Origin of the sequence: Nocardioides lacusdianchii (genome assembly GCF_020102855.1) — a bacterium.
Classification (GTDB): Bacteria; Actinomycetota; Actinomycetes; order Propionibacteriales; family Nocardioidaceae; genus Nocardioides; species Nocardioides lacusdianchii.
Map to the genome: position 1 here is coordinate 115,797 of NZ_JADHZD010000003.1, position 18,737 is coordinate 134,533.

At 71.9% G+C, this 18,737-nt stretch carries 21 protein-coding genes; 12 read left to right on the forward strand and 9 right to left on the reverse strand.

Annotated elements, in window-relative coordinates; genetic code table 11:
- Window positions 1–6 precede the first annotated feature (6 nt).
- Window positions 7–1,101: a helix-turn-helix domain-containing protein gene (locus IRX98_RS05155; protein ID WP_224274430.1), complete on the forward strand. Its 1,095-nt coding sequence runs from the start codon at window positions 7–9 to the stop codon at window positions 1,099–1,101.
- Between the two features lie 94 nt (window positions 1,102–1,195).
- On the opposite strand, the gene IRX98_RS05160 is transcribed toward IRX98_RS05155, so the two are convergent.
- The 3 genes from IRX98_RS05160 to ychF all read right to left on the reverse strand — a co-directional run bounded on the left by IRX98_RS05160 (window position 1,196) and on the right by ychF (window position 3,040).
- Entirely contained in the window at window positions 1,196–1,453 is a 258-nt protein-coding gene (locus tag IRX98_RS05160) for a Txe/YoeB family addiction module toxin (protein WP_129474320.1), read from the reverse strand.
- 1 nt (window position 1,454) lies between these two features.
- Window positions 1,455–1,703: a type II toxin-antitoxin system Phd/YefM family antitoxin gene (locus IRX98_RS05165; protein ID WP_224274431.1), complete on the reverse strand. Its 249-nt coding sequence runs from the start codon at window positions 1,701–1,703 to the stop codon at window positions 1,455–1,457.
- A 260-nt stretch (window positions 1,704–1,963) separates the two neighbouring features.
- Complete coding sequence (gene ychF / locus IRX98_RS05170) at window positions 1,964–3,040, reverse strand: redox-regulated ATPase YchF (RefSeq protein ID WP_224274432.1); 1,077 nt, start codon at window positions 3,038–3,040, stop codon at window positions 1,964–1,966.
- 111 nt (window positions 3,041–3,151) lie between these two features.
- On the opposite strand from ychF, the gene IRX98_RS05175 reads away from it, so the two are divergent.
- Together IRX98_RS05175 and IRX98_RS05180 are read left to right on the forward strand one after the other, a co-directional pair.
- On the forward strand, window positions 3,152–3,655 hold the full coding sequence (locus IRX98_RS05175; protein ID WP_224274433.1) for a PH domain-containing protein: 504 nt from the start codon (window positions 3,152–3,154) through the stop codon (window positions 3,653–3,655).
- On the forward strand, window positions 3,652–5,163 hold the full coding sequence (locus tag IRX98_RS05180; RefSeq protein ID WP_224274434.1) for a PH domain-containing protein: 1,512 nt from the start codon (window positions 3,652–3,654) through the stop codon (window positions 5,161–5,163). The genes IRX98_RS05175 and IRX98_RS05180 overlap by 4 nt, the downstream gene beginning before the upstream one ends.
- On the opposite strand, the gene IRX98_RS05185 is transcribed toward IRX98_RS05180, so the two are convergent.
- Window positions 5,160–6,965 (reverse strand): acyl-CoA dehydrogenase, encoded by a 1,806-nt coding sequence (locus IRX98_RS05185; protein WP_224274436.1) that lies wholly within the window; start codon window positions 6,963–6,965, stop codon window positions 5,160–5,162. The genes IRX98_RS05180 and IRX98_RS05185 overlap by 4 nt on opposite strands.
- A gap of 96 nt (window positions 6,966–7,061) precedes the next feature.
- A complete protein-coding gene (locus IRX98_RS05190; RefSeq protein ID WP_224274439.1) occupies window positions 7,062–7,874 on the reverse strand; it encodes a M57 family metalloprotease in 813 nt (270 codons plus the stop codon).
- 197 nt (window positions 7,875–8,071) lie between these two features.
- Here IRX98_RS05190 and IRX98_RS05195 point away from each other — a divergent pair, with 197 nt between their 5' ends.
- Window positions 8,072–8,851, forward strand: coding sequence for an exodeoxyribonuclease III (locus tag IRX98_RS05195; protein ID WP_224274441.1), 780 nt, complete (start codon window positions 8,072–8,074; stop codon window positions 8,849–8,851).
- Here IRX98_RS05195 and IRX98_RS05200 read toward each other — a convergent pair.
- The gene (locus IRX98_RS05200) at window positions 8,844–10,172 is read right to left on the reverse strand and encodes an MFS transporter (protein WP_224274443.1); all 1,329 of its coding nucleotides are present in this window, start codon (window positions 10,170–10,172) and stop codon (window positions 8,844–8,846) included. The two genes, IRX98_RS05195 and IRX98_RS05200, sit on opposite strands and share 8 nt — an antisense overlap.
- 104 nt (window positions 10,173–10,276) lie before the next feature.
- Here IRX98_RS05200 and IRX98_RS05205 point away from each other — a divergent pair, with 104 nt between their 5' ends.
- Both IRX98_RS05205 and IRX98_RS05210 read left to right on the forward strand, forming a co-directional pair.
- A complete protein-coding gene (locus tag IRX98_RS05205) occupies window positions 10,277–11,443 on the forward strand; it encodes a DNA recombination protein RmuC (protein ID WP_224274445.1) in 1,167 nt (388 codons plus the stop codon).
- 22 nt (window positions 11,444–11,465) lie between these two features.
- Window positions 11,466–11,912, forward strand: coding sequence for a DUF6542 domain-containing protein (locus IRX98_RS05210; RefSeq protein ID WP_224274447.1), 447 nt, complete (start codon window positions 11,466–11,468; stop codon window positions 11,910–11,912).
- 94 nt (window positions 11,913–12,006) lie between these two features.
- On the opposite strand, the gene IRX98_RS05215 is transcribed toward IRX98_RS05210, so the two are convergent.
- Window positions 12,007–12,630 carry an L-threonylcarbamoyladenylate synthase gene (locus IRX98_RS05215; RefSeq protein ID WP_224274450.1) on the reverse strand — a complete coding sequence of 208 codons (624 nt, stop codon included), beginning with the start codon at window positions 12,628–12,630 and terminating at the stop codon, window positions 12,007–12,009.
- A 13-nt stretch (window positions 12,631–12,643) separates the two neighbouring features.
- Window positions 12,644–13,642 carry a 4-hydroxy-3-methylbut-2-enyl diphosphate reductase gene (locus IRX98_RS05220; protein ID WP_224274453.1) on the reverse strand — a complete coding sequence of 333 codons (999 nt, stop codon included), beginning with the start codon at window positions 13,640–13,642 and terminating at the stop codon, window positions 12,644–12,646.
- A 57-nt stretch (window positions 13,643–13,699) separates the two neighbouring features.
- Between IRX98_RS05220 and xseA the strand changes: the two genes are divergently transcribed.
- Both xseA and IRX98_RS05230 read left to right on the forward strand, forming a co-directional pair.
- Complete coding sequence (gene xseA, locus IRX98_RS05225; protein WP_224274455.1) at window positions 13,700–14,965, forward strand: exodeoxyribonuclease VII large subunit; 1,266 nt, start codon at window positions 13,700–13,702, stop codon at window positions 14,963–14,965.
- Window positions 14,958–15,182 carry an exodeoxyribonuclease VII small subunit gene (locus tag IRX98_RS05230; protein WP_224274457.1) on the forward strand — a complete coding sequence of 75 codons (225 nt, stop codon included), beginning with the start codon at window positions 14,958–14,960 and terminating at the stop codon, window positions 15,180–15,182. Before xseA ends, IRX98_RS05230 begins: the two co-directional genes overlap by 8 nt.
- Here IRX98_RS05230 and IRX98_RS05235 read toward each other — a convergent pair.
- On the reverse strand, window positions 15,179–15,721 hold the full coding sequence (locus tag IRX98_RS05235; protein ID WP_224274459.1) for a DUF4245 domain-containing protein: 543 nt from the start codon (window positions 15,719–15,721) through the stop codon (window positions 15,179–15,181). The two genes, IRX98_RS05230 and IRX98_RS05235, sit on opposite strands and share 4 nt — an antisense overlap.
- A 110-nt stretch (window positions 15,722–15,831) precedes the next feature.
- On the opposite strand from IRX98_RS05235, the gene IRX98_RS05240 reads away from it, so the two are divergent.
- Genes IRX98_RS05240 through IRX98_RS05255 form a run of 4 tightly spaced genes read left to right on the forward strand, consistent with a single transcriptional unit; the run spans window position 15,832 to window position 18,720 of the window.
- Window positions 15,832–16,236, forward strand: coding sequence for a TOBE domain-containing protein (locus tag IRX98_RS05240; RefSeq protein WP_224274462.1), 405 nt, complete (start codon window positions 15,832–15,834; stop codon window positions 16,234–16,236).
- Window positions 16,236–16,991 (forward strand): molybdate ABC transporter substrate-binding protein, encoded by a 756-nt coding sequence (gene modA / locus IRX98_RS05245; protein WP_224274465.1) that lies wholly within the window; start codon window positions 16,236–16,238, stop codon window positions 16,989–16,991. Before IRX98_RS05240 ends, modA begins: the two co-directional genes overlap by 1 nt.
- Window positions 16,988–17,770, forward strand: coding sequence for a molybdate ABC transporter permease subunit (gene modB / locus IRX98_RS05250; RefSeq protein ID WP_224274467.1), 783 nt, complete (start codon window positions 16,988–16,990; stop codon window positions 17,768–17,770). The genes modA and modB overlap by 4 nt, the downstream gene beginning before the upstream one ends.
- A complete protein-coding gene (locus IRX98_RS05255; RefSeq protein WP_224274470.1) occupies window positions 17,767–18,720 on the forward strand; it encodes a sulfate/molybdate ABC transporter ATP-binding protein in 954 nt (317 codons plus the stop codon). The genes modB and IRX98_RS05255 overlap by 4 nt, the downstream gene beginning before the upstream one ends.
- Window positions 18,721–18,737 lie beyond the last annotated feature (17 nt).

An 18,737-nucleotide genomic window follows, 5' to 3' on the forward strand; every position in this document is an offset into this window, starting at 1 on the left:
GTCGTCGTGCAGGAGCTGCTCGGCCGCATTGCCCGGCTCGACCCGAGCGCGAGCCTCGGGCTGCGCGTCATCGCCTGCTTCGACGAGCTCATGGTCGGCAACGTCAACACGCGCGCGCTGCTTGCCGCTGCCGCATCGCTCTCTGGCTGCGTCGCTGGCTTCCACTCCGAGACGCCGGCCCGGACCGTGCGCATCGATCACCGCGGCCATCACGCGGACGGCGTACGACCGGAGGTGGACCCGGCCTTCCAGCAGGATGTGAGCGACGGACTGACAGTGTGGTTGGAGCGGAACGGGGCGCGGCAGCCCAACGACGCCATCGTGCTGGAGCGACTCGCCCTGGCGGTTCGCATGCGGCACGGCCGCGGGCGTGAGAGCGACCACCGCCGCGACCTGAGCCTGCTGCTCGATCCCGACGTGGACGTTCAGGCCCGCTGCGTCTCGGCGATCACCCTCGGACTGCGTCCGGGGACGCGCTACCGAGTGGTCTGTGCGCCGCTCTTCGCCGTGTGGCCCGAGCACCCGCAGGGCCCCGAGGACGTCGTTGCAACGCGTTTCGGTGCAATCCACGCGCTGGTCCTACCGGCCAGTGCACACGAGGTGACCGCTGTACCCAGCGGGGTCGGGGTGGCCACCGAGGTGGAGGACCTTCACCACTCCTTCCGCACAGCTCTCGTCGCGCTGCGGCTGTGCGATCCGCCGGCGGTCGGGTCGGTCCTGGCCGACGACTTCGGCGGACTGATCGGGCTGCTCGCCGACGCGCCGGACGGCTCCTTCCAGCCCGACGTCGCGCTGGTCGACGCGGTGATGGCCTATGCGTGGGGCGCGGAGACCTTGGCTTCGGTCGTCCGGTCGCACTCGTTGCGGCAGGCAGCTCGCGAAGCCGGCGTGCACCACAGCACGATGCAGTCGCGCCTCGAGACCGTGAACGCGACCCTCGGGTTCGACCCATTCGAGGGCTACGGGCGCACACGCCTTGGAACGGCGTACCTCGTCTGGCGCCTGCGCCACTCGCGCGTCTTGGACCTACCCGCGCCCACCGCCACACCTGAGGGTTCTGACGGTCGGTTCGGCAAGATCCGCGATCACACCGGTATCTGAACGCCCCCGGCTATTGCGTCTTTCCGCCGCGATCGGACCGGTCCCGAGTGAATGTCAGCGGCGGTGGGGCCTGGTTGTCACAGGGCCCGGGGCGCTATCCATAGTGGTAGCGACACGCGGCTATGCGCACTTCCTGATCCGCGATCTTGTACACCAGACGGTGTTCATCGGTTATGCGTCGCGACCAGTAGCCGGCGAAATCGTGCTTGAGCGGCTCCGGCTTGCCGATGCCCTGGTTGCCGTTGCGCTGGATGTCTGCGAGGAGGGTGTTGATCCGTTTGAGGACCTTGCGATCCTGTGCCTGCCACCACAGGTAGTCCTGCCAGGCGTTCTCGTCCCAGACGAGCAGCACGTCAGTCGGTCTCGAGCAGGTCGTGAGCTTCGCCGTGACCGGCTTCCAACCTCTCCATCGCATCCAGGAGTCGTCGAGCATTCGCAGGTGAGCGCATCAGGTAGGCAGTTTCGCGCAGGGACTCGTAGTCCTCGAGCGAGACGATGACAACGGGCTCGTGACCGGCGCGGGTGATGACGACCTCTTCACGGTCGTCGGTGACGCTGTCGAGTACCTCGGCGTAGCGGGCTCGGGACTCGGTGTAGCTCATCGTCTTCATGGTCCACCTTTCTGTACAGAAAAGTGTACGTCCGGGTTGGCGTAGCGGCAAGCCGATTGGTCAGCCCTGCTCGACCGCGGCGCCGAATCCGTCGCCAGAGAGGCACCTCGCGGGTGGGTCACTGGCAGCACCCGGGGTCCGGAGATCGGCCCTCCGAGCGGCCAGCTCGAGCCCATCACGCCAGGACTGTTGCGGACTCTGTGCGGACTGGAAGCGGTCACACCCCGCCCGACCTGCAGTTTTGCGTCGATTCAGACGTTGAAGCGGAACTCCACCACGTCACCGTCGGCCATGACGTAGTCCTTGCCCTCCATGCGCACCTTGCCGGCCTCCTTGGCCTTGAGCATGGAGCCGGCGGCCATCAGGTCGTCGAAGGAGACGACCTCGGCCTTGATGAAGCCCTTCTGGAAGTCGGTGTGGATGACACCGGCGGCCTCGGGGGCGGTGGCGCCCTTCCTGATCGTCCAGGCCCGCGTCTCCTTGGGGCCGGCAGTCAGGTAGGTCTGCAGGCCGAGGGTGTCGAAGCCGACGCGGGCGAGCTGGTCGAGGCCCGACTCGGTGATGCCCATCTCGGCGAGCATCTCGTGCGCCATCTCGTCGTCGTCCATCTCGGCGAGGTCGGCCTCGAACTTGGCGTCGAGGAAGATCGCCTCGGCCGGCGCGATGATCGCGCGCATCTTGTCCTTGAGCGCCTCGTCGGCGAGCTCGTCGGCGTCGCAGTTGAAGACGTAGATGAACGGCTTGGCCGTCAGCAGCGACAGCTCGCGCAGCAGGGAGCGGTCCATGTCGGTGGCGATGACCGGGGTGCCGGACTCCAGCGCGTCCTTGGCGGCCTTCGCGGCCTCGAGGTTCGCGACGAGGTCCTTGACCTTGCGCGACTCCTTCTCGAGGCGGGCGATCGCCTTCTCGACGGTCTCGAGGTCGGCGAAGATCAGCTCGGTCTGGATCGTCGAGATGTCGTTGGCCGGGTTGACCTCGCCGTCGACGTGCGTGACGTCCTCGTCGCGGAAGACGCGCGTGACCTGGCAGATCGCGGCCGACTCACGGATGTGGGCGAGGAACTTGTTGCCCAGGCCCTCCCCCTGCGAGGCGCCGCGGACGATGCCTGCGATGTCGACGAACTCGACGGTGGCCGGCAGCTGCTTGGCCGACTCGAACACCTCCGCGAGCTGCGGCAGCCGCTCGTCGGGGACGCCCACGACGCCCACGTTGGGCTCGATCGTGGCGAACGGGTAGTTCGCCGCGAGGACGTCGTTCTTGGTCAGTGCGTTGAAGAGCGTCGACTTGCCCGCGTTGGGGAGACCGACGATGCCGATGGTGAGAGCCACGGGCGGGGAGTCTACGGGCGTGGCGCTCCCCCGGACGAAACGTGCCCCGGCGCCGCGGAGGGGCCGCCGGCGCAGTGACGGCCCTCCACGCCCACCTGCAAGACTCGCCCCATGAGTCACGTGGGGGGTACGCCGGTCCTGCGGGAGCCGGCGCACCAGGTCTCGCCGCAGGCGATCGGCTTCTGGACGGTGTCGGCGGTCATCGGCGACGGGCTGCTGGTCCTCGGCGCGCTCGTCGCTTGGCTGGTCGTCCCGGGCGCGCCGGGCTGGGTCGGGATCGTGGTCCTCCTGCTCGCCGTCGTCGCGGTCGCCCACGTCGTGCTGATGCCGCGGATCCGCTTCCGCGTGCACCGCTGGGAGGTCACGGACACCGCCGTCCACACCCGCGAGGGCTGGATCGGCCGGCAGACCCGGATCGCACCGATCAGCCGGGTGCAGACCGTCGACTCGCGGCAGGGCGCGCTGCAACGGATGTTCGGCCTCGCGTCGATCACCGTCACAACTGCGTCGGCCGCCGGCCCCATCACCGTCGACTGCCTCGACGCCGACACCGCACGCCACGTCGTGGCGCGGCTGACGGCGATCACCGCCACGACCGAGGACGACGCGACGTGATCCCCGCCCCCGGCTCGCCGGGCGAAGGGTGGTCGAGGCTCAGCCCCCGCAAGCTCCTGCTCGACCCGGTCAAGGCGATCGGCCAGGCGATCGTGCCCGTGGTGGTCGCGCTGATCGGGATCAGCCAGAGCGACACCCGCTTCTGGCCGTTCGTCTTCCCCCTCGTGGTCATCGCGCCGCTCCTGTTCGGCGCCCTGCCCTGGCTCACCACGCACTACCGGCTCACCGACTCGCAGATCCAGGTGCGCAGCGGGGTGCTCAACAAGACGACGTCGACCGCGCCGCTCGACCGGGTGCGCAGCGTCGACCTCGAGGCCTCCCTGCTCCACCGCGTCCTGGGCCTGCAGAAGGTGCAGGTCGGCACCGGCGTCGACGACGACCGGATCACCCTCGACGCCCTGAGGCTCGCCGACGCCCAGGCACTGCGTACGACGCTCCTGCGCCGGCGCGAGGCCGAGCAGCCCGCGTCCGCCCCGGTCCTGCCCGCGGAGGACGGAACCGCCGCACCCGTGGCCCCGGTGCCGGCGCCCGCCCTGCTCGCACGCATCGACTGGTCCTGGCTGCGCTTCGCGCCCTTCAGCCTCGCGCGCCTCGTCCTGCTCGCCGGAGCCGTCGGCGTGGTGGCGCAGTTCGGTGACGACCTGCCCATCTGGAACGAGGAGACCGCCACGTCGGCGTGGGAGTGGGTCACCCAGTTCGCCGTCGCGATGGTCGCCCTCGTGCTCGCCGTAGGCGGCCTCGTCCTGTGGCTGGTGGTGTCCGTGGCCGGCTACGTCGTGCAGTGGTGGGGCTTCCGGCTCGTGCGCGAGCACGGCTCGCTGCACCTGAGCTCCGGGCTCTTCACGACGCGCTCGATCACCGTCGAGGAGGCGAAGGTGCGCGGGGTCGAGCTCGTCGACCCCCTCCTGATGCGCCTGGTCGGCGGCGCGGAGCTCTCCACCCTCGCGACGGGCGTGGAGGACGGCGTCACCCAGGTGCTGCCGCCGTGCCCGCGCGACGTCGCGATCGGCGTCGGCGAGTCGGTGCTCGACCAGCCCGGCCCGCTGACCGAGCCGCTCGTCGAGCACGGGCCGAAGGCCCACCGCCGGGCGTGGTTCCGCCAGCTCGGCAACGCCGTCGACGTCACCGTGGTGGTGGCCGTCGCCTGGTGGTTCCTCGACTTCTCGTGGCTGTGGGTGCTCGGCGTCGGCGTCGCCGCACTGCTCCTCGCCGCGGCGGCGGGCGAGGCGTCGTATCGCCACTTCGGGCACGCCCTGCACGAGCGGCACCTCGTCGCCGGGAGCGGCACGCTGGCGCGGGTGCGCACCGTGCTGGAGACCGACGGCATCATCGGCTGGGTGGTCTCCCAGTCGTGGTGGCAGCGCCGGATCGGCCTCGCCGACCTCACCGCCACCACCGCGGCCGGCGCGGAGCGGGTGCTCGTGCGGGACGTACGCCTCGACGTGGCCGTCGCGCTGGCAGACCGGGCGACGCCCGGACTGCTGACGGACTTCCTCGAGCCTGTCTAGAACCAGCCCTCGCGCATCTCCAGCGTCGTGGTGTCGCCCGAGGCGAGCAGGTCGAGCTGGGGCGCCACCTTCGGCAGCTCCCAGCGGAAGAAGTAGCGCGCGGCCGCCCGCTTGCCGTCGTAGAAGTCGCCGGTCCGCTCCCCCACGGCCACCAGCTGCTCGAGCCACATCCAGGCGATCACCACGTGACCGGCGGCCTCGAGGTAGACGGTGGCGTTGGCGAGCATCCGGTCCGGGTCGCCGAGACCGGCCAGGCCCATCGTGACCTCGCCGAGGCGGTCGACCGCGGCCTTCAGCGCATCGGCGTACGCCGCCGGCTCCCCGCCCAGCCCGCCAGCACGGGCGACGGTCTCCTCGATCCGCCCGGCGAGGGCCATCAGCGCGACGCCTCCCCCACCGAGGATCTTGCGCCCCAGCAGGTCGAGGGCCTGGATGCCGTGGGTGCCCTCGTGGATCGGGTTCAGCCGCTGGTCGCGCCAGTGGGCCTCGAGGTCGTGGTCGCGGGTGTAGCCCGAGCCTCCGAGCACCTGGATCGCGAGGCTGCAGCTCTCCTGGCCCCACTGCGACGGCCACGACTTGGCGATCGGCGTCAGCACGTCGAGCAGCTGTCCCGTCGCGAGCCGCTCGGCGTCGTCCTCGGCGCTGGCCTGCTCGTCGAGCAGGCGCGAGCAGTAGAGGTTCAGCGCCAGCGCACCCTCGACGTAGGACTTCTGCGCCAGCAGCATCCGGCGCACGTCGGCGTGCTGGATGATCGGCACCTGCGGGCCTGCCGGGTCGGCGGCGGTCAGCGAGCGGCCCTGCGGCCGGGAGCGGGCGTAGTCCAGCGACTTCAGGTAGGCCGTGTAGGCCGTCGTGGTCGCCGACATCCCCACGCCGAGGCGGGCGGCGTTCATCATGTGGAACATGTAGGACAGGCCCTTGTGGGGCTCGCCGACCAGGTAGCCGACCGCGCCCGCGGCCCCGCCCGGCGTGAAGGCGCCGCTGCCGAAGACCGGCGCGGTGTTGACCGTGCCGCGGCTGCCCAGCTTGTGGTTGATGCCGGCGAGCACGACGTCGTTGCGCTCACCGATCGAGCCGTCGTCGGACACGAGGTGCTTGGGCACGATGAAGAGCGAGATGCCGCGCGAGCCGGCGGGCGCGTCGGGCAGCTTGGCGAGCACGAGGTGGACGATGTTGTCGCCCATCTCGTGGTCGCCGCCGGAGATCCACATCTTGCTGCCGAAGATGCGGTGGGTGCCGTCGTCGGCGGGCACCGCGCGGGTGGTGACGTCACCGAGGCTGGAGCCTGCGTGCGGCTCCGAGAGCGTCATGGTGCCGAAGAAGCGTCCCTCCAGCATCGGCTGGACGTAGCGCTCGACCTGCTCGGGGGTGCCGTGGGCCAGGAGCAGCCCGGCGTTGGCGACGGTGAGGAAGGAGTACGCCGCGGTGCCGATGTTGGCCGCGGTGAACCACGCCATGCAGGCCGATGCCACCACGTGCGGCAGCTGGAGCCCGCCGTGCTGCTCGTCGATGGTGAGCCCCATGAGGTCGGCCTGGGCGAACTTCTGCAGCGCGGCCTCGATCTCGGGGATCAGCCGCACCTTCTCGCCGTCGAAGACCGGCTCCTCGGTGTCGCTCTTGCGGTAGTGCGTGGCGAAGTGCTCGGTGGCGATCTCCTCGCACAGCGCCAGCAGGGCGTCGTACGACTCGCGGTCGTGCTCGGCGAAGCGCGGGCGCTCGCTCAGGTTCTCGACGTCGAGCCACTCGAAGAGCAGGAACTCGAGGTCGCGGGCGGAGAGGACGGTGGAGGCGCTGGTGGACACGCGTCGACGCTACCGGCCGCAGTGGTGCGGACATGACGAACGCCCCCTCCGCTCGGGACGGAAGGGGCGTTCGCGACTGCGGTCGAGCCTAGCCGATCAGGCGCCGTAGAGGGCGGCTGCGCCCTGACGGTCCGTGGCGGTCATGCTCAGGTTGCTCGACGTGCCGTTGCACTGGGGGTAGTGCATGATCGAGGACGAGTCGTACGGCGTCAGCGGGCGCCAGTTGTTGTCCTCGAAGCAGGTGCCCGACTCGGGGCGGGTGTGCTCGTGGCGGAAGCCGAGCGTGTGGCCGAGCTCGTGGCCCATGATGTTGGCCGGCGTCCAGGAGCCCGAGGTCCAGATCGAGTCGTCGACGAGCACGTTGCGCGAGCGCTTGGGCGTGCTCGGGAAGAACGCGCGGGCGATGTACTGCGAGGTCTGCACGGGCTCGACGGAGAACAGCACCGACTTGTTGCGGGTGGTGCAGCTCGCGTCCTGCGACGGGACGTGGACGTAGTCGATGCGCGAGGACGCGTCCTCCCACAGCTGGGCGCCGGCCGCCATCGCGTTGACGACGTCGGTGTAGCGCGAGCCGAACTTGGTGCTCACGCAGTAGGTCAGGTTGCCGACCTGCGAGGTCGACCACTTGTCGTCCACGCCGTAGACGGTGTTGACGACGAGGCCCTCCTCCATGGCCTCCTCCGAGCCGTGGACCATCCGGTCGTAGTAGGCCTTCAGGTCACCGGTGCTCGAGATGGGCTCGTCGCCGTTGACGATGTACTGCTGGTCGGCGTCCTTGAACGTCGAGGACGCGAACTGCTGGAACGTCGGGATCTCCGAGTCCGTGGCGGCCAGGGCCGGGGTGGCCAGGGCGGAGCCGAGGAGGGCCGTTGCACCGAGGGCGATCGCCCCGAGTCGAGTGCGCTGCATGGTGGTTGTTCTCCTAGATGGGGGGATGTGGACACACTCCATCTCGGAAAGGGTCGAGCAGGTGGGCACGAGTTCCCGAGACAAGTGCGTTGCGGATGAACCTCCACCACGGAGGCCGCATCTGTAAAGGGTTTCCTGCGTCAAGAGGGATCCGCCCCGTGACGTCCTGCGTGGGACCCCTTCCCTAGGGTGGAGCGGTGCGCATCGCCACCTGGAACGTCAACTCCCTCCGCTCCCGCATCGACCGCGTCGAGGCCTTCCTCCAGCGCCACGACGTCGACGTCCTCGCCCTGCAGGAGACCAAGGCGCGCGAGGACCAGCTGCCGCTGATGGGCCTCCAGGCGCTCGGCTACGAGGTCGCGGTGGCGGGGGTCAACCAGTGGAACGGCGTCGCGCTGCTGTCGCGTGTCGGCCTGGAGGACGTCGAGGTCGGCTTCGCCGACATGCCGCCGTACGGCGACCCTGCCGCCGCGGAGGCGCGGGCGATCGGGGCCACCTGCGGCGGGGTGCGGGTGTGGTCCCTCTACGTGCCCAACGGGCGCAAGCCCGACGACCCGCACTACGCCTACAAGCTCGACTGGCTGGCCCGGCTCCGCGAGAGCGCCAGCGAGTGGCTCGACGTGCCCACCGCGCTCGTCGGTGACTGGAACATCTGCCCGACCGACGACGACGTCTTCGACGTCCGGCAGTTCGCGAAGTCGACCCACGTCACCCCGCCCGAGCGCGCCGCCTTCCAGGGCTTCCTCGACGACGGTTGGGTGGAGACGACCCGCGCCTACGCGCCGGGCTACACCTACTGGGACTACTACCGCCAGCGCTTCGAGCGCGACCGCGGGCTGAAGATCGACTTCGTCCTCGGCTCCCCGGACCTGGCCTCGCGGGTCACAGGGGCCTTCATCGACCGCGACGAGCGTGACCCGGCCCAGGGCATCGGCTCGCCGTCGGACCACGCGCCGGTGATCGTCGACCTCACATGACCGCGGCCGGGGGCCGCGCCGGCTCGGGCTCCGGCGCGCGGCGGATGGCGTACGACATCACCGCGGCGAGCGCGCAGAGGCCGGCGGCGGCGTAGAACGCCGGGTCGTAGCCGCCCGTGAGGTCGCGGACGACTCCCGCACCGGTCGCGGCGACCGCGGCGCCGACCTGGTGGCTGGCGAAGACCCAGCCGAAGACGATCGGCCCGGCGGACGCGCCGAACCACTCCCGGCACAGCGCCACGGTCGGCGGCACCGTCGCCACCCAGTCGAGCCCGTAGACGATGATGAAGACCCACATCGTGGGCTGCACGTGCGGCGACATCAGGGCCGGCAGCGTCATCAGGCCGACCCCGCGCAGGACGTAGTAGCCGACCAGCAGCAGCCGCGGGTCGACCTTGTCGGTGAGCCAGCCCGACGCGATGGTGCCCACGACGTCGAAGATCCCGACCACCGCCAGGAGCGACGCGGCGGTCGTGGCCGGCATGCCGTGGTCGTGCGCGGCCGGCACGAAGTGGGTGGCGATGAGCCCGTTGGTGGTCATCCCGCAGATGGCGAAGCCGCCGGCGAGCAGCCAGAACGTACGGCTCCGCGCGACGTCGCGCAGCACGCCCAGCGCGCGCCCGGCGCTGGACCCGACCTGCTGGTGGGGCGGCGGGCCGGGGTCGGCGTCGGTGGCGCCGTAGGCACGCAGGCCGAGGTCGGCCGGGTGGTTGCGCAGGAGCAGCAGGACCAGCGGGATCACCGCCAGCGCGGCGACGGCCGCGAGGAGCGCCGCCGTACGCCAGCCGTGCTCGGTCGCCAGCCAGGCCACCACCGGCAGGAAGACCAGCTGGCCGGTCGCGTTGCCGGCAGTCAGGATGCCGCTGACCAGGCCGCGGCGGGCGACGAACCAGCGGCTCGTGATCGTCGCGACGAAGGCCATCGACATGGATCCGGTGCCCAGCCCGACGAGCAGTCCCCAGCACAGGATCAGCTGCCACGGCTCGGTCATGAACACGGTGAGGCCGCTGCCGAGCGCGACGAGGGTGAGCGCGGCGGCGACGACCCGGCGTACGCCGAAGCGGTCCATGAGCGCGGCCGCGAAGGGCGACATCAGGCCGAAGAGCATGAGGTTGAGCGAGACCGCCGAGCCGATCAGGCCGTGCGACCAGCCGAACTCCTCGTTCAGCGGCTCGATCAGCACCCCCGGGACCGAGCGGAAGGCCGCGGCGCCGACGAGGGTGACGAAGGCGACGCCCGCCACTACCCAGGCCCAGTGCACCCGCTGGTCGCGGTCCGCGGGCCCCGGGGCGGGGCGCCCGGCAGGAGTCGTGGTCGTCACGCGTGCCAGTCTGGCCGAGGAGCACCCGCTCCCGCGAGCGGCCCGGTGGTCAGCGAGCGCACGAAATCCGCCACGTTGTCGGTGGTGACGCCCATGCTGGCCCCATGGACACCTTCCCCCTCCTGATGGTCCTGGCGCTGGCCCTCGCGGTCGGCCTCGCCCTCGGCGCGCTGATCGGCGTGCTGTGGGCCCGCAGCCGCCCCGGCGACGACGCGGCCGTCGCCGCGCTCGAGCGACGGGTGGCCGACCACGCCGTGGTCCAGGACGGCCTCGAGCGGCTGCAGGACCAGCTCAGCGACCTCGCCCACGACCGGGTCGCCTGGCAGGCCCAGCTGCACCAGCAGGTCGCCGACATGCGGCTGTCCACCGAGACCCTGCGCCGCGAGACGACCACCCTCGCCACGGCGCTGCGCAAGCCGCAGGTGCGCGGTCAGTGGGGCGAGCTGCACCTGCGCCGCACCGTCGAGCTGGCCGGACTGGTGGACCACTGCGACTTCGCCGAGCAGGTCCGGATGGACGACGGTCGGCTGCGCCCGGACCTGGTCGTGACGCTCGCCGGCGGGCGCACCATCGCCGTCGACGCGAAGGCGCCGCTCGCAGCGTTCCTCGACCTGACCGGGACCGACGACGCGGCCGAGCACGACCGGGCGCTCGCCCGGCTCGGCGAGCACATGCGCACCCACGTCGCCGACCTCGGCTCCCGGCGCTACTGGGAGGCGCTGTCCGGCACGCCGGAGTTCGTCGTCCTCTTCGTGCCCGGCGAGGCGATCCTGCAGGCCGCGCTGCAGGCGGTGCCCGACCTGGTGGAGCAGGCCTCGGCCAAGAACGTCGTGCTCGCCACGCCGTCCACCCTCATCGCGCTGCTGCGCACCGTCGCCCAGGGCTGGCAGCACGAGGTGCTCAACGAGCAGGCGCAGGCCGTGCAGCGGCTCGGCCAGGAGCTCCACGCCCGGCTCGGGTCCATGGCCGGCCACCTCGACAAGGTCGGCCGCTCCCTCAACGCCAGCGTCGTGGCCTACAACCAGGCGATGGGCTCGCTCGAGGGTCGCGTGCTGGTGTCCGCACGCCGCTTCGCCGAGCTCGGCGTGACGACCGTCCCGCTCGACGAGCCGCGCCAGGTCGAGACGGTCCCGCGCTCGGCCGCGGCCCCCGAGCTGGCCGCGCTCGACGGCGTACGCAGTGCGACGCAGGAGCCCACGATCGACGACCTGCTCTCCCAGCAGGCGCGCTCGTCGGGTGAGCCCCCGGCGCGCCGCGCCCGGGGAGCGTGAGACCGGTCCTAGGTTGAAGGACGTGACACTGGCCGAGGCGTGGTGGCAGGTCGGGCGCGAGCCCGGCCGTCAGGTGGTGTCCCTCGGCGTCGCGGTCACCCTCACCGCGGTGAGCATCGACGTGTTGCTCGTCGGACGACTGACGCTGTTCTTCGACCTCTGCTTCATGGTGCTCTGCCTGGGCCTCGCCGCGCTGGTGCGCCGTCGCGACTTCTTCATGGTGGCGCTGCTCCCACCGGTGCTCATGACGGCCGTCTTCGTCTTCGTCGCGCTGGTCGCCCGCGACGCGATCGCCGACCCGAGCGACAGCGTGCTGCAGGCGGTCATCTCCGGGGTCGCCACCCACGGCATCGCCCTCGGCGTCGGCTATGCACTCTGCCTGGGCTGGCTCGCCTGGCGCCTGCACCGCGAGGGCGAGGCCGACATCGCGACCGAGCTCGAGCGCGAGCTCGCCGAGCCGACCGGCTGACCGGGCACTTCGTTGCGCTGCACCGGGCCGACCGGGCAATCCCTTTCGCGAGGAAGTGCCCGGTCGGCGGCTCCCAGCGCGAGGAAGCGCCCACTCAGGCCTCGAAGCGCTCCACGTCGCCGGCCCCGCGGCGTACGACGACGGGCTCGGCCTCGGACCAGTCGATCACCGAGGTCGGCTCGGCGGTGACCTCGCCGGACTCGACCACGACGTCGACGACGTGGTCGAGGTCCTCCTTGATCTCCCAGCCCATGGTCCGCGCCTCGGTCTCGCCGGGCAGGATCAGCGTGCTGGTGAGGATCGGCTCGCCGAGCTCCTCAAGCAGCGCGCACACGAGCGTGTGCTCGGGGATCCGGACCCCGACGGTGCGCTTCTTCGGGTGCATCAGCCGCTTCGGCACCTCGCCGGTAGCAGGCAGGATGAAGGTGTAGGGCCCCGGCGTGGCCGCCTTGATCGCACGGAACGCGTAGTTCTCCACGTGCACGAACTGCCCGAGCTGGGCGAAGTCCTTGCACATCAGCGTGAAGTGGTGGCGGTCGTCGAGCTCGCGGATCTTCAGGATCCGGTCACGACCTTCGCGGTTGCCGAGCTGCGCTCCGAGGGCGTAGCCCGAGTCGGTCGGGTAGGCGATCAGCTGGTCGCTGCGCAGCGCGTCGACGACCTGGGACACCAGCCGCGGCTGTGGGTTGTCGGGGTGGATGTCGACGTAGCGGGCCATGACCGGCTCCTGCTCAGGCCTTCTGGGCTGCGCGCATGTCGCGGCGCAGCTCCGGGGGCAGAGCGAAGATCAGCGATTCCTCCGCCGAGTGCACGGCCTTGGCATCGGGGTAGCCGCGCTCGGAGAGGAAGGCGAGCACGCCCTCGACGAGGTCCTCCGGCACCGACGCACCCGAGGTCACCGACACCGTGTCGACGCCTTCGAGCCACGCCTCGTCGATCTCGGTGTGGTCGTCGACGAGGTAGGACGCCTTCGCGCCGGCCTCGAGGGCGACCTCGACCAGGCGCACCGAGTTCGACGAGTTGCGCGAGCCGACCACGATCACGAGGTCGGCCGACGGCGAGATCTCCTTGACCGCGAGCTGGCGGTTCTGGGTGGCGTAGCAGATGTCGTCGCTCGGCGGGTCGAGCAGCAGCGGGAACTTCTTGCGGATCGCCGCCACCGTCTCGAGCGTCTCGTCGACGCTCAGCGTGGTCTGCGAGAGCCAGGCCACCTTCGCAGGATCGCGTACGACGATGCCGTCGACGTCGTCGGGGCTCTGCACCAGCTGGATGTGCTCGGGCGCCTCGCCCGCGGTGCCCTCGACCTCCTCGTGGCCCTCGTGGCCGATGAGCAGGATGTCGTAGTCGTCGGAGGCGAAGCGGCGCGCCTCGTGGTGGACCTTGGTCACCAGCGGGCAGGTGGCGTCGATGGTCTTGAGGCTGCGCTCGGCGGCCTGCGCGTGGACCGCCGGCGAGACACCGTGGGCGGAGAACACCACGGTCTGGCCCTCCGGCACCTCGTCGAGCTCCTCGACGAAGATCGCCCCGCGCGACTCGAGGTTGGCCACCACGTGCTTGTTGTGCACGATCTGCTTGCGGACGTAGACGGGCGCGCCATAGAGGTCGAGCGCCTTCTCCACGGTGATCACGGCCCGGTCCACGCCGGCGCAGTAGCCGCGGGGGGCCGCCAGCAGCACGTTCTTCGCGCTCTCGGGGTCGAGGACGGGAGGAAGGCCGAGGTCGGTGCTCATGGGTGCGAGTCTACGGGCCCACCCACCAGTGTCCGACCCCTCGCCTATCCTCGCCGCGTGCCCTCACTCCGCGACGCCACGGCCGAGTCCCCGGCCCCGGTGCGCGCGGTGGCCAACGCGGTGGCGCAGTGGATCGACAAGCTCGGCGGCGTGTGGGTCGAGGGACAGATCGCCCAGGTCAACCGGCGCCCCGGGGTCAACACCGTCTTCATGACCCTGCGCGACACGGTCGCCGACATCTCGGTGACGCTCACGTGCGCCCGCTCGCTCTTCGACTCGATGAACCCGCCCCTGGTCGAGGGGGCGAGCGTGGTCGTCCACGCGCGCCCCAGCTTCTACGCCAACCGCGGCTCGTTCTCGCTGGCCGCGCGCGAGATCAAGATGGTCGGCCTCGGCGAGCTGCTCGCGCGACTCGAGCGCCGCCGGCAGCTGCTGGCCGCCGAGGGGCTCTTCGCCCCCGAGCTCAAGCGCGACCTGCCCTTCCTCCCCGGCCGGGTGGGCCTGGTGACCGCGCCCAACAGCGCGGCGGAGCGCGACGTCCTGGAGAACGCGCGCCGCCGCTGGCCGGCCGTGCAGTTCGAGGTGGCCTACGCAGCCATGCAGGGCCAGAGGTGCGCGGCCGAGGTGATCGAGGCGCTGCAGCGCCTCGAGCGCAACGCGGACGTCGACGTCGTCGTGGTCGCCCGCGGTGGCGGCTCGATCGAGGACCTGCTGCCCTTCTCCGACGAGGCCGTCATCCGCGCGGTCCACGCCATGCGCACCCCGGTGGTGTCCGCCATCGGTCACGAGCCCGACCAGCCGCTGCTCGACCTCGTCGCCGACGTGCGCGCCTCCACCCCCACCGACGCCGCCAAGCTGGTCGTTCCCGACATGGCCGAGGAGGCGCAGGGCGTGACGTGGGCCCGCGACCGCATGCGCCAGGTCATCACCCAGCGCATCGCGCGCGAGCAGGAGTGGCTCGTCCAGGTCCGCTCACGACCCGCGATGGCCGACCCCCGCAACCTGCTCGCCGTGCGGTCCGACGAGGTCGACGAGCTGCTGGCGCGCGCCCGGCGTACGCTCTCGCACCGCCTCGACCGCGCCGCCGACGACATCGGCCACCAGCGCGCCCGGGCCCAGGCCCTCTCGCCGCTCGCGACCCTCCAGCGGGGCTACGCCGTGCTCCAGGACGCCGACGGGCACGTCGTCACGTCCGTCGCCCAGGCCACCGCGGGTGCGGCCGTCTCGGTGCGGGTCGCCGACGGCCGGATCCACGCCACCACCGACCGCGTCGAGCCCGACGCCCGCACGTCAGACCCCGTCCAGGAGGACCCCGATGAGTGACGCTCCCACCCAGCCCGCCCCGGACCAGCCCAGCTACGAGGAGGCGCGCGAGGAGCTCATCGAGGTGGTCCGCACCCTCGAGGCCGGTGGCACCACCCTCGAGGAGTCGCTGGCGCTGTGGGAGCGCGGCGAGGCGCTCGCCAAGGTCTGCCAGTCCTGGCTCGACGGTGCCCGCACCCGGCTCGACGAGGCGATGGGCAACGAGCCCGAGGACTAACGGGTCAGCAGCCCCATGAAGGCCTCGATGTCCCCGGCCGGCGCGGAGCCGTAGACCAGCAGCGCCTCGTCGCCGATCTCCGTCGCGTAGCCGGTGTCCCCACCGTCGTCGGTGAAGGTCTGCCAGGTGTCGGCGACCTCGGAGGTCACGCTCGCCTCGTCGCCGGCGTCCGCGTCCTCGTCGACGTAGAGCTCCACGAGGTCGTCGACCGACGCGTCCTGCTGGCGGACGCCGACGAAGTCGCCGTCGTCGGTGAGCACCCCGAGGCCCCACCGCGGGTCGTCGCCGGCCGCCAGCTCCACGCTCGTCGCGGTCCACCCCGCCGGCAGGTCGCGCGGGTGCACGACCGAGAGGTTCGCCTGCTGCGCGACCTCGACGCTGTCGCGCCAGTCGACGGCGACCGGGGTGTCGTCGACCTCACCGCGGAACAGTCCCCGCCAGGTCACGAAGGCGAGCACGAAGAGCACGGTCACGATCAGTGCGCCAGTCATGCCGCCGAAGGAACGGTTGTACCTGCCCGGCTGTCCTTGCGCACTCACGGGCTCCATCCTCCCAGCCCCGCGGTAGCCCGACAGCCAGCGGGGCACGATGCATCCGCAGCAGCGGATGAATCAGCGCGTGATGACCGCAGGTGCGGCATACTGCCGACGTGATCACCTACCGAATCGCGGAGGCTGCGGAGATCCTCGCCGTCAGCGACGACACCGTACGCCGCTGGGTGGACGCCGGCCGGCTCCCCTCGCAGCGCGACGGCGGGCGCACCACCGTGGCCGGCACGGACCTCGCCGACCTGGCCGCGCACCTGGCCGAGACCGGCGAGGTCGCCGAGCGTGACCGCACCCGGGCCAGCTCGGTGAGCGCGCGCAACCGGATGAGCGGCATCGTCACCCGGGTCAAGCGCGACCACGTGATGGCCCAGGTCGAGATGATCTGCGGGCCCTACCGCGTCGTGTCCTTGATGAGCAGCGACGCCGCCGACGAGCTGGGGCTCGAGCCGGGCGTGCGCGCGATCGCCAGCGTGAAGTCGACGAACGTGATCGTCGAGGTCCCGTGATGCGCGCGGCCGTCGCCCTCCTGCTGCTCCTGCCGCTCGCCGCGTGCGGCGCCGACGGCGACGACGGGCAGACCCTCACCGTGCTGGCCGCCGCCAGCCTCACCGAGACCTTCACCGAACTGGCCGAGACCTTCGAGGACGAGCACCCCGACGTCGAGGTCGAGCTCGTCTTCGGCTCCTCCACCACGCTCGCCGAGCAGGCGGCCGACGGTGCACCGGGACAGGTGCTGGCCACCGCGGACGAGGCCTCGATGGGTGTCGCCGACGACGCCGGCGTGCTCGCCGGGGCACCCGTCGGCTTCGTGGGCAACAGCCTCACCGTCGTCACCCCGCCCGACAACCCGGCCGGCATCACGTCCCTCGATGACCTCGACGGCTCCGGGGTCGACTACGTCGTCTGCGCCTCCACCGCGCCGTGCGGCGCCGCCGCCGAGACCCTGCTGGCCACGGCGGGCATCGACGCCCCGCCCGCGAGCGAGGAGGTCGACGTCAAGGCCGTGCTGGCGCGGGTCGTGCAGGGCGAGGCCGACGCCGGGCTGGTCTACCGCACCGACGCCGTCGCTGCCGGTGACGACGTGGCGGAGGTGGCGATCGCCGACGCCGACGCCGTCACCACCACCTACGTCGTCGCCCCGCTGTCCGGCGCCGACGGTGCGACGGGCGACCTGGCGGCCGACTTCGTGGCTCTGGTGCGGAGCGAGGAGGCACGGGCGGTCTTCTCCGACGCCGGCTTCGGCGAGGTCGCGGCCCCGTGACCGGGCCCCGCCTCGGCCGCGCACCCGCGGTCCTGCTCGTCCCCGCCGTGGTGGGCGTCGCGCTGCTCGTCGTACCGCTCGCCACCCTCGTCCTGGCCACCCCGTGGCGCACCCTGCCCGAGCACCTCGGCTCGCAGGTGGTGCGCGAGGCGCTGGCGATCACCGCGCTCAGCAGCCTGCTGACCGTGGTGGCCTGCGTCCTGCTCGGCACCCCCCTGGCCTGGCTGCTCGCCCGCGTCGACTTCCGCGGCCGGCGCGTCGTGCGCGCCCTCGTGCTCGTCCCCCTGGTCCTGCCGCCCGTCGTGGCGGGCGTCGCGCTCGTCACCGCGCTGGGGCGCAGCGGGCTCGTCGGGCAGCACCTGCCCTTCACGCTCCCCTACACGACCTCCGGCGTGGTGGTCGCCCACACCTTCGTGTCGCTCCCCTTCTACGTCCTCGCCGTCGAGGGGGCGCTGCGCACCCACGGGGCGTCGTACGACGTCGTGGCCGCGACACTGGGCGCCGACCGGTGGACCGCCTTCCGCCGCGTCACCCTGCCGCTCGCGCTGCCCGGGGTGCTCGCGGGCAGTGCGCTGGCCTGGGCGCGCAGCCTCGGCGAGTTCGGCGCGACGATCACCTTCGCAGGCAACTACCCCGGCACCACCCAGACGATGCCGAGCCTGATCTACGTCGCGCTCAACTCCGACCCGACCGTCGCGCGCACCCTCAGCCTGATCCTGCTGGTGCTGTCGGTCGGCGTGCTGGTGCTGCTGCGCGAGCGCTGGGCGGTGGGCCGGTGATCCACGTCGGGGTCGACCTCCCGGGAAGGGTGTCCGCCGACGTCAGCGCCGCAGCCGGCGAGGTGCTGGTGGTCATCGGACCCAACGGCGCCGGCAAGTCGACGCTGCTGCGCGCGATCGCCGGCCTCGAGCCCGGGCGGGTCCGGGTCGGGGACGAGGACTGGACCGACCGCGCGGTCCCCCGCCGCCGGGTCGGCTACGTCTTCCAGGACCAGAGCCTCTTCCCGCACCTGTCCGCCCTCGACAACGTCGCCTTCGGACCGCGGGCCCGCGGGCTCGGCCGGCGCGAGGCCGACGCCACCGCCCGTGCGTGGCTGGAGCGCTTCGGGATCGCCGACCTCGCCGGCCGCAGGCCACGCGAGCTCTCCGGCGGCCAGGCGCAGCGCGTGGCCATCGCCCGAGCGCTCGCCACCGACCCCGACGTGCTGCTCCTCGACGAACCCTTCACGGGCCTCGACGTCTCCGCCCAGATGGCGCTGCGCAACGAGCTGGGCAAGCACCTGCGCGACTTCACCGGCGTCACCCTGCTCGTCACCCACGACGCGATCGACGCGGTCACCCTGGCCGACCGGGTGCTCGTGCTCGACGAGGGCCGGGTGGCCCAGGTCGGTCCCCCGGCCGAGGTCGCCGCCGAGCCGCGTACGCCCCACGTCGCGCGCCTGGTCGGACTCAACCTCGTCCCGGACGGCGACGAGCTGATCGCCTTCACCCCCGACGCGGTCACGGTGTCGCTGACCGAGCCGGAGGGGTCGTCGCGGCTGCGCTGGCGCGGCCCGGTCGCCACCCTCGCGCCGCACGGCGACGCCGTACGCCTGCTGGTGCACGCCTCTCCCGACCTGCTCGCCGACCTCACACCGGCCGCGGCCGCGGAGCTCGGGCTCGCGCCCGGCCGCGACGTGTGGCTGTCGGCCAAGGCGACGGCGGTGAGCCGCTACGGAGCCCGTGCCTGAGCGCCGCGAGCGGTCGA

What these genes read in the sequence shown, in the direction of transcription:
- modA (WP_224274465.1), top strand. Translation starts at nt 16,236, where the DNA reads ATGCGCGCGGCCGTCGCCCTCCTGCTGCTCCTGCCGCTCGCCGCGTGC.
- IRX98_RS05230 (WP_224274457.1), top strand. Translation starts at nt 14,958, where the DNA reads ATGAGTGACGCTCCCACCCAGCCCGCCCCGGACCAGCCCAGCTACGAG.
- IRX98_RS05165 (WP_224274431.1), bottom strand. Translation starts at nt 1,703, where the DNA reads ATGAGCTACACCGAGTCCCGAGCCCGCTACGCCGAGGTACTCGACAGC.
- IRX98_RS05190 (WP_224274439.1), bottom strand. Translation starts at nt 7,874, where the DNA reads ATGCAGCGCACTCGACTCGGGGCGATCGCCCTCGGTGCAACGGCCCTC.
- IRX98_RS05205 (WP_224274445.1), top strand. Translation starts at nt 10,277, where the DNA reads ATGGACACCTTCCCCCTCCTGATGGTCCTGGCGCTGGCCCTCGCGGTC.
- IRX98_RS05215 (WP_224274450.1), bottom strand. Translation starts at nt 12,630, where the DNA reads ATGGCCCGCTACGTCGACATCCACCCCGACAACCCACAGCCGCGGCTG.
- IRX98_RS05220 (WP_224274453.1), bottom strand. Translation starts at nt 13,642, where the DNA reads ATGAGCACCGACCTCGGCCTTCCTCCCGTCCTCGACCCCGAGAGCGCG.
- IRX98_RS05175 (WP_224274433.1), top strand. Translation starts at nt 3,152, where the DNA reads ATGAGTCACGTGGGGGGTACGCCGGTCCTGCGGGAGCCGGCGCACCAG.